General features: G+C 72.0%; 6 protein-coding genes. 1 reads left to right on the top strand and 5 read right to left on the bottom strand.

The annotated features are described in order from the left end of the window. Nucleotides 1-599: 599 nt before the first annotated feature. The 4 genes from ABZ858_RS02280 to ABZ858_RS02265 form a co-directional block, all read right to left on the bottom strand. Nucleotides 600-1325, bottom strand: a complete 726-nt coding sequence (locus tag ABZ858_RS02280; protein WP_361371319.1) for a hypothetical protein — start codon at nt 1323-1325, stop codon at nt 600-602. A gap of 34 nt (nt 1326-1359) precedes the next feature. Further along, entirely contained in the window at nt 1360-2172 is an 813-nt protein-coding gene (locus tag ABZ858_RS02275; protein ID WP_361371946.1) for an ABC transporter permease, read from the bottom strand. A gap of 145 nt (nt 2173-2317) precedes the next feature. Next, entirely contained in the window at nt 2318-3292 is a 975-nt protein-coding gene (locus ABZ858_RS02270; RefSeq protein ID WP_361371943.1) for an ABC transporter ATP-binding protein, read from the bottom strand. 128 nt (nt 3293-3420) lie between these two features. Beyond that, a complete protein-coding gene (locus ABZ858_RS02265; protein WP_361371316.1) occupies nt 3421-4641 on the bottom strand; it encodes an NYN domain-containing protein in 1221 nt (406 codons plus the stop codon). 235 nt (nt 4642-4876) lie between these two features. On the opposite strand from ABZ858_RS02265, the gene ABZ858_RS02260 reads away from it, so the two are divergent. After that, nucleotides 4877-5050 carry a hypothetical protein gene (locus tag ABZ858_RS02260; protein WP_361371313.1) on the top strand — a complete coding sequence of 58 codons (174 nt, stop codon included), beginning with the start codon at nt 4877-4879 and terminating at the stop codon, nt 5048-5050. A 132-nt stretch (nt 5051-5182) separates the two neighbouring features. On the opposite strand, the gene dnaE is transcribed toward ABZ858_RS02260, so the two are convergent. Beyond that, nucleotides 5183-8722, bottom strand: coding sequence for a DNA polymerase III subunit alpha (gene dnaE / locus ABZ858_RS02255; RefSeq protein ID WP_361371310.1), 3540 nt, complete (start codon nt 8720-8722; stop codon nt 5183-5185). Nucleotides 8723-8773 lie beyond the last annotated feature (51 nt).

The following is an 8773-nucleotide window of genomic DNA, read 5'->3' as shown; positions in this document are numbered from 1 at the left end:
GCCAGCCTGGCAGCCCGCCCACCCGACAGCTCCACCGGTCCGGCAGCCCGCCCACCCGACAGCTCCGCCGGGTGCCACAGCTCCGGAGCCTGGCTCCTCCGCCCGCCTGACAGCTCCGCCGACCTGACCGCCCCGGCGTCTGACGGCCTCGCCAGCCTGGCAGCCCGCCCACCCGACAGCTCCACCGGTCCGGCAGCCCGCCCACCCGACAGCTCCGCCGGGTGCCACAGCTCCGGAGCCTGGCTGCTCCGCCCGCCTGGCTGCTCCGCCCGCCTGTCGGCGGCGGCCGCCCGCCGACCTCGCCCCGCCCGCACCACCGCACCACCGCTCCGCGGCCAGGCAACCGCACCTTCCGGCAGCTCTGCGGCCCGGCGATCCCACCCGCCGACCGCTACGCCGGTCTCACGGCCACATCCGCCGACAGACCGCCCGCACCACGGCTCCGCGCCCCGGCAGTTCCGTCGACCCGACCATCCCGCCGCCCCGACACTCCCGCCCGCCCGGCGGCTACGCCGACCCGGCACCCCCGCCGGGCAGCAGCCCCACCAGCCGCGCAACGCCACCGGCCGGGCAACCCCACCGACCGACGGCCCCGCCCCCTACGCCTGCGGCTCCCCCGCAGCGGACTGCTCCTCGTACGGGTCGGGGTCGCGTGGGCCGAACAGGGCGGTCAGGCCGAGGTGGACGACCAGGGCCGCCAGGGGCCAGGCCAGGAGTGCTCCCTTGGCGCCCAGCTTGAGCGGGGCCGAGAAGGTGACTCCCTTGCCCACGGCCTTGGCGTGGGCGATCACGTCGTGCTGGGGGCCGAGCCACAGTCCGAGCCGCCACGCCACCAGCGAGCCGAGCAGCCCGCCCACGCACAGCGCCACCACCAGCGGCACACCGCCGCGCCGCCGCAGCAGGAAGACGGCCGCCCCGCTGAGCACGCCGAGGGCCAGCGCCAGCAGAGTGAACGTTCCGTCCACGCCGATCGCCTGTTCGCCCTCGGTGTCCTTGAGGTAGACGACCCAGCCGTTGTCGACGGTGTCGCCGACCAGCGGCACCCGCGGGGCCAGCCACAGCCACAGCAGGCCGAGGAGCACCCCGCAGAGGGTGACGGCCACCGTGATCACGGCAGCCTCCCACAGCTCGGTGCGCAGCCCGGGACCGTCCTGTCCGTAGCCGGAGTGCGCCGCCCCGGCGTGCGTCTCCGGTGCGGACCAGGCGCCCCGCGCGGGCCCGTCCGGCCGCGGGGGCTGCTGCGCGGCCTCGCCGGAGGCGGCGGGCTGCGCGGACTGGGAGGGCCGCCGGTTCGGCGGAGTGGGCGGAGTCAACGGAGCGGTCACCCTGTCATCGTGCCAGGCGAGTCTGTCAGCCGCGTCACCGGACGGCCGCCCGGCGGTAGGCCCAGGTGGCGACCGCCAGCGAGACCACCCCGACCCCGGCGCACACCGCCATGTCGACGCCGACCAGCCCCCAGTCGGGACGGCCCGCGAAGCTGCGCGCGTACGCCTCCACCCCGTAGGTGGACGGCAGCAGGTCGCGCGCCAGCCGGATGATCCCCGGCATCCGGTCGGGCGGCAGCACGCCGAGCAGCAGCGCCGCCGACATGCCCAGCTGACCGAGCAGGGTGGCCAGCTCCTGGCGCGGGGCGAGCAGCCCGCAGGCGGCGCCGAGCCCGGACAGGGCGGCGCCCGCGAGCGGGATCACCGCCACCAGCACCCACAGATTGCCCAGCGGCAGCCCGAACAGCACACATCCGAAGACCGCGGTGACCAGGGTGCCCGGCACCGTGAAGGAGGCGTACGCGGCCGCCGCGCCCAGCACCACGGCGGCCGGCGGCACCGGCAGCGTCGCGTAGTGGTCGAGCCCGCCGCTGGAACGCAGCTGGCCGAAGTACTGGGAGAGCAGGTTCAGGGCGACGTAGGCGACGACGACGATCGCGGCGCCGGCCACCACGGACCGGGCCTCGCCGCCGCCGTCGACCACGCCCCGCATCATGATCATGATGCCGACGGACTGGAAGGTCGCGACGAACAGCAGCGGGATCCGCGCCACCCGCGCCCGGGACAGCTGGGCCCGGTACACGGCCGCCAGCGACGGCCACAGCCGCGCCCGCGGCGCCAGTTCGGCGGCCCGCGTCCGCGCGGCACCGCCCTCCTGCACGTCCACCCGGTCCACCGGGCCGGCCAGCACGTCGGCGGGTACGGCACTCACGTCGAACTGCTCCTCTTCACTGCGGCGCACTCCCCTGCGGTGGGTACGGACCCGCCGGGCGGCGTGTTCATCCTCGCGCCCCCGCCGGCCGCCGCACCCCGGTCCGCCGTCCCCGTCCCGCTCACGCCTTGACCAGCCCCTGCCGGGCGGCGCCGCCCAGTGCCAGGTACACGTCCTCCAGGCTGGGCGTGGCGAGGGTGAAGTCGTCCAGGGCGGCGAAGGCGGACCCGCCGGTGACCGTGGCGACGGCGGCGCGGGCCTCCTCGGGGGCGAGCCGCAGCGTCCAGCGGCGGCCCGAGCGCACGGCCCGTTCCTCCAGCGCGGCGACCTCCGGCACCTCCAGGGGCGCCCGCTCCCGCCACACCAGCTCGACCCGCACCTCGCCGGAGACCCGCTCCTTGAGGCCGGCCGGGGTGTCGCAGGCGATGACCCGCCCCTGGTCGAGGACGGCGACACGGTCGAGGACGGTCTCGGCCTCGATGACGTTGTGGGTGACCAGCAGCACGGTCGTGCCGTGCTCGGCGCGCCGCCGGTCCACCGCGGACCACACCGCGCGCCGCGCCACCGGGTCCATGCCGGTGGTGGGCTCGTCGAGCACCAGCAGCGGGCGCTCGCCGACCAGCGCGGCGGCGAAGCAGGCGAGCCGGCGCTGGCCGCCGGAGAGCTTCTTCAGCGGCCGTCCGGCGATCGGGGCGAGGCCCAGTTCGTCCAGGACGGCGTCGCGTTCGGCCCGCGCCCGGCGGACGTCCAGGCCGCGCAGCCGGCCGGTGGTCTCGGCGGCGAGCGAGACGGACAGCTCGTCCAGGGCGGTGGACTCCTGCCCGAGGTAGGCGAGCAGGCGCGCGGCCCGCTCGGGGTGGGCGACGATGTCGTGGCCGAGGATCTCGACGCTGCCGCCGTCGGGGCGCATCAGCCCGGTGAGCTGGCGCACCAGCGTGGACTTTCCGGCGCCGTTGGGGCCGAGCAGCCCGAAGATCTCGCCGCGCCGGACGTCCAGCGCGATCCCGTCGGTGGCGCGCACCTCGGGCGTGCCGGGGGCGCCGCGCCGGCCGCGGGCCGCGGGATAGGTCTTGGTCAGTCCGCGCACCGCGCACACGACGTCGTCCGTGTGCCGAAGTCCCGGTGCCGCGCGCGTACTCACAAGGGACGAGAGTACGGGGTCCGCGGGCTTTACTCGTCCTTGGGGCGGCCTCGCCCGGTTCCTCCCCCGGGCGCCCGCCGGGCTCAGTCGCCCACCGGGGCGTGCTCGGCGGCGGTACGGACGTCGATCTCCCGCCAGAACCCCGCCCGGATGGCGTAGCGGTCGTGCTCGTCGATCTGGTCGTCCTTGTGCGCGAGCAGCCCGAAGCGGGCGGCGTAGCGCAGCAGCTCACCGTCGACGCGGTGCGGCACCCGGGGGTACATCGACGACAGTTTCTGCAGGTGGGCCTGGTCGCCGAGGCGCTCCACCCACCGCCTGGCGAACACCTGTCCGACCTCGTACGGATCGCCGCCGACGGTCGTGATGTCCTCCTCACGGTCCGCCCACCGCTGCTCGGCGGTGGTCAGCTGGGCGAGGGTCGGCATGGAGGCGGCGTCGGGCGGCTCGGAGGTCGCGCCGGAGCGGTCCACCCAGCCCTTGTCGGAGGACCAGCGCAGGGTCGCGGTGGCGGGGTGCGGGGCGGGCGGCTGGACGCCGGGCGCGCGCAGGGCGGCGAGGTCCTTGGGGGTGGGCACGCCCTTGGCGGCCGGCAGCCGCTCCTCGGCGTCCTCCCGCGCGGCCACGCCGTCCGGATGGCGCGGCTCCCGCTCGGGCCGCTCCCGGGCCGCGGAGAGACCGGACTCGGGCAGTGGCGCGGAGAGGATCGCGGCGATCTCGGGGCGGGGCACGGGCGGCGGCGCGCAGATGCCGCCCAGTTCCTTGGCGCGTACGGCCTTGGTGATCCAGGCGCGGTCCAGGACGCGGCGCTCGTCGGCCTCGGCGACCAGGTCCTCGGACTGGTTGTAGTCGCCGCCGGCGGCCTGCACGGCCCACAGGTGGACGGCGACGCCGTGCTCCTTGGCGGCCATCATGCCGGGCAGCAGGTCGCCGTCGCCGGTGACGAGGACGACGTCGGAGCAGGCGCGGTTGCGGGCCAGCTCGGTCAGCTCGGCGTGCATGGCCGCGTCCACGCCCTTCTGCGCCCAGCGGCCGTCGCTGCGGGTCAGGGCGCCGAGGCGGACGGTGACCCGGGGCATCACCCGGAGTCTGCGGTGCTCGGGCTGTGGCACCCGGTCGGGGGCGCCGTCGAACCAGTAGATGCGCAGCAGCGGGCGCTCGGTGTCGGACTCCGCCTGCTCGCGCAGCTGCCGGACGAGAGCGGTGTGGTCGACGGTGATCCGGGACCGCGACGGCTCCCCGGCGAGGAGGCTCGCGGCGGCCCCCAGCAGATACCCGGCGTCCACCAGGACGATGCAGCGGTCCACGCGATCCACCCTCTTTCCGGGGAGGTTGCTCAGGGATGTGATTCGGGCTTCTTTCGAGTCTGCCCGACGGCGCCGGGGTTAACGGCCGGAACTCGATCTTCGGCGTGGCGTTTCGGGGACTCCGGGCCCGACACCCTTGTCACATACGGTAATTATCCGACATGCGTTCATTGTCGGCATATGTGAATCTGAGGGCGGCCCTGGCCCCTAGATCCCCCGCAGGAGGCTGATCACCATGGCCAAGAACCGCAAGCAGGACCGCAGCCGGCAGAAGGCGTCCGTGGCCGCGAACGGCCCGCAGGAGGCGGAGCACTCCGTGACGGAGCCGCAGTCCGAGCACCACGCCCCGCAGGCCGGACCCACCACCATGGCCCGCAAGAGCCGCCAGAAGCGCTTCGGCCACAACTGATCGCGCCGCGAGGGCCGTTGACCGGACCCTGGCACCCGAGAGGGGCGTACCCGATGCGCACGGGAACGCCCCTCTTCGCATGGACCTCTTCGCTGGGTCCACTTCGCGTGGTCCGGCCGGATGGCCGGCGGCTCAGCCGGCCAGGCAGGCCGGGCCCAGCAGCACCTTCAGGTCGCCGAAGAGGGCCGGGTCGGGCTTCACCCGGTGCCGGTCCAGGCGCAGCACCGTCGTCTTCGACGGTCCCTGGAGCTTGATCCGGACCTCGCTGTCGCCCTTGTGGTGGGTGAGGATCTCGCCGAGGCGGCTGACCATCGGCGGGGTGACCTTGAGCGCGGGGATGGTGACGATCACCGGCGCGTTGGTGCCCGCGTTCGACAGGTCGGGGACCGTCAGCTCCATGGCGACCAGCCGGGGCACGTCCTCGCGCTTGTCGAGGCGGCCCTTGACGAAGACCACGGCGTCCTCGACGAGTTGGGTGGACACCAGCTGGTACGTAGCCGGGAAGAACATGCACTCGATGGAGCCCGCCAGGTCCTCGACCGTGGCGATGGCCCAGGCGTTGCCCTGCTTGGTCATCTTGCGCTGCAGGCCGGAGATGATGCCGCCGATGGTGACCACCGCGCCGTCGGCGTGCTCGCCGCCGGTGAGCTGGGAGATACCGGCGTCGGCCTTGTCGGCGAGCACGTGCTCCAGGCCGAAGAGCGGGTGGTCGGAGACGTAGAGACCGAGCATCTCCCGCTCCTGGGCGAGCAGATAGGTCTTGTCCCACTCGTCGGGCGAGAACTCCACGTCCAGGCCGAAGCCGGGCTCGCCGCCGGTCTCCTCGCCCATGCCGCCGAAGAGGTCGAACTGCCCCTCGGCCTCCTTGCGCTTGACCGCCACCACGTTGTCGATCATCGGCTCGTACTGCGCGGTGAGGCCCTTGCGGGTGTGTCCCATCTCGTCGAAGGCGCCGGCCTTGATCAGGGACTCGGTGGTGCGCTTGTTGCAGACCACCGCCTCGACCTTGTCGAGGTAGTCGGGGAAGGAGGAGTACTTCCCCTTGGCCTTGCGGCTCCTGATGACCGACTCGACGACGTTGGTGCCGACGTTGCGGACGGCGGACAGGCCGAAGAGGATCACGTCGTCGCCCTGGGCGGCGAAGTTCGACTCGGACTCGTTGACGTTGGGCGGGAGCACCTTGATGCCCATGCGGCGGCACTCGTTGAGGTAGACCGCCGACTTGTCCTTGTCGTCCTTGACGGAGGTCAGCAGGGCCGCCATGTACTCGGCGGGGTGGTTGGCCTTGAGGTAGGCGGTCCAGTACGAGACCAGTCCGTACGCGGCCGAGTGGGCCTTGTTGAAGGCGTAGCCGGCGAACGGCACCAGGACGTCCCACAGCGCCTGGATCGCCTCGTCGCTGTAGCCGTTCTTCTTGGCGCCGGCCTGGAAGATGGTGAAGTTCTTCGCCAGTTCGTCGGGCTTCTTCTTGCCCATCACGCGGCGCAGGATGTCGGCCTCGCCGAGCGAGTAGCCGGCGATGATCTGGGCGGCCTTCTGCACCTGCTCCTGGTAGACGATCAGGCCGTGGGTGACGTCCAGGACCTCTTCGAGGGGCTCTTTCAGCTCCTGGTGGATCGGGGTGATCTCCTGGAGGCCGTTCTTGCGCAGCGCGTAGTTGGTGTGCGAGTCCATGCCCATGGGACCCGGGCGGTACAGCGCGGAGACGGCGGAGATGTCCTCGAAGTTGTCGGGCTTCATCAGGCGCAGCAGGGAGCGCATGGGGCCGCCGTCGAACTGGAAGACGCCGAGGGTGTCGCCGCGCTGGAGCAGTTCGAAGGTCGTCGGGTCGTCCAGCGGGAGGCTGAGGAGATCGATGTCGATCCCCTTGTTGGACTTCACCATCTTGACGGCGTCGTCCATGATCGTCAGGTTGCGCAGGCCGAGGAAGTCCATCTTCAGCAGGCCGAGCGACTCGCAGCTCGGGTAGTCCCACTGGGTGATGGTCACGCCGTCGGTGTGCCGGACCCAGACCGGGACGTGCTCGGTGATGGTCTCGCTGGACATGATCACGCCGGCCGCGTGCACGCCCATCTGCCGGACCAGGCCCTCGACGCCCTTGGCGGTGTCGATGACCTTCTTCACGTCCGGCTCGTTCTCGTACATCCCGCGGACCTCGCCGGCCTCCGAGTAGCGCGGGTGCGAGGAGTCGGTGATGCCGTTCAGGTCGATGCCCTTGCCCAGTACGTCGGCGGGCATGGCCTTGGTGATGCGGTCGCCCATCGCGTACGGGTAACCCAGCACGCGCGCGGAGTCCTTGATCGCGTTCTTGGCCTTGATCTTGCCGTAGGTGCCGATCATGGCGACCTTGTCGGCGCCGTACTTCTCGGTGACGTACCTGATCACCTCGACGCGCCTGCGCTCGTCGAAGTCGATGTCGACGTCGGGCATGGAGACGCGCTCGGGGTTGAGGAACCGCTCGAAGATCAGGCCGTGCGGGATCGGGTCGAGGTCGGTGATGCCCAGGGCGTAGGCGACGATCGAACCGGCCGCGGAGCCTCGGCCGGGGCCGACCGCGATGCCGTTGTTCTTGGCCCACATGATGAAGTCGGCGACGACCAGGAAGTACCCCGGGAACCCCATCTGGATGATGACGTCCATCTCGAACTCGACCTGCTTCTGGCGGTCCTCGGGGACGCCGCCGGGGAAGCGGCGGTCCATGCCGCGCCGGACCTCCTCCTTGAACCAGGTGACCTCGGTGAAGCCCTCGGGGATGTCGAACTTGGGCATCAGGTCGCGCTTCTCGAACATGCCCGTGGTGTCGACCATCTCGGCCACCAGGAGGGTGTTGGCGCACCCCTCCTGCCAGGCGTCCGAGGAGTCGATGGCGTACATCTCGTCGGTGGACTTCAGGTAGTAGCCGGTGCCGTCGAACTTGAAGCGGTCGGGGTCGGACAGGTTCTTGCCGGTCTGGATGCACAGCAGGGCGTCATGGGCGCCGGCCTCGTGCGCGTACGTGTAGTGCGAGTCGTTGGTGACCAGCGGCGGGATGCCGAGCTTCTTGCCGATCTCCAGCAGGCCCTCGCGCACCCGGTGCTCGATGTCGATGCCGTGGTCCATCAGCTCCAGGAAGTACCGGTCCTTGCCGAAGATGTCCTGGTAGTCGGCGGCGGCCTGCAGCGCCTCGGCGTCCTGGCCCAGGCGCAGCCGGGTCTGCACCTCGCCCGAGGGGCAGCCGGTGGAGGCGACGATGCCCTGCGACCGCTGGGAGATGGTCTCCTTGTCCATGCGGGGCCACTTCTGCAGCCAGCCCTCGGCGTAGGCGTCCGAGGAGAGGCGGAAGAGGTTGTGCAGGCCGGTGCGGTCCACCGCCCACATGGTCTTGTGGGTGTAACCACCCGAACCGGAGACGTCGTCCCGCTTCTGGTGCGGCTGGCCCCAGCGGATCTTGCGCTTGTTGCGCCGGGACTCGGGGGCGACATACGCCTCGATGCCGATGATCGGGGTGACCCCGGCCTTCTTCGCGGTGTGGAAGAAGTCGTACGCCCCGTGCAGGTTGCCGTGGTCGGACATGGCGATGTGCGACATGCCCATCTCGTTGCAGGCGTCGAACATGTCCTTGAGCCGCGCGGCACCGTCCAGCATCGAGTACTGGGTGTGGACGTGCAGGTGCGTGAACGGCGGTTTCGACACGGTTCGGCCTCCTGGGGCACGGATCGGCGGCGGGCTCGGGACAGTCCGGGG

Source organism: Streptomyces sp. NPDC047017 (assembly GCF_040644175.1).
Classification (GTDB): domain Bacteria; phylum Actinomycetota; class Actinomycetes; order Streptomycetales; family Streptomycetaceae; genus Streptomyces.
Note: the sequence above shows the minus strand (reverse complement) of the source record. Positions and strands in the feature narration are given on the sequence as shown.